Genomic DNA, 248 nt, shown 5'->3' with positions numbered 1-248 from the left:
ATGCCCATGAGAAAGAGCTGCTCACCAAGCTCAAGCAGACGTTGCCAGAGGGTATCTTCGTGACGGTAGTAGCTGACCGCGGCTTTGGTTACATGGAGCTGTTCGAACGCCTGGAGCAAGAGCTAGGTGTGTAAACCCACCAGGTTGTTCACGGATTGAAGACGACTGATGGGGGGCTGGTAGCCCAGACTGGCATGAGGACGATGCCAGTTGTACTCATGCAGCCACGGTTGCAGGTGTTCTGCCCG

At 56.0% G+C, this 248-nt stretch carries 1 protein-coding gene and 1 pseudogene; one reads left to right on the top strand and one right to left on the bottom strand.

What is annotated here, in order from left to right; all coding sequences use genetic code 11:
- A pseudogene (locus ACLHZ1_RS20905) lies at positions 1–128 on the top strand (IS4-like element ISAs18 family transposase); the annotation flags it as partial.
- Here the strand turns inward: ACLHZ1_RS20905 and ACLHZ1_RS20900 are convergent.
- On the bottom strand, positions 123–248 hold a 126-nt coding region (locus ACLHZ1_RS20900), incomplete at its 5' end, for an integrase core domain-containing protein (RefSeq protein ID WP_427262147.1). The pseudogene ACLHZ1_RS20905 and the gene ACLHZ1_RS20900 sit on opposite strands and share 6 nt — an antisense overlap.

It is taken from the genome of Aeromonas sobria (assembly GCF_050266975.1).
Classification (GTDB): Bacteria; Pseudomonadota; Gammaproteobacteria; order Enterobacterales; family Aeromonadaceae; genus Aeromonas; species Aeromonas sobria_B.
Note: the sequence above shows the minus strand (reverse complement) of the source record. Positions and strands in the feature narration are given on the sequence as shown.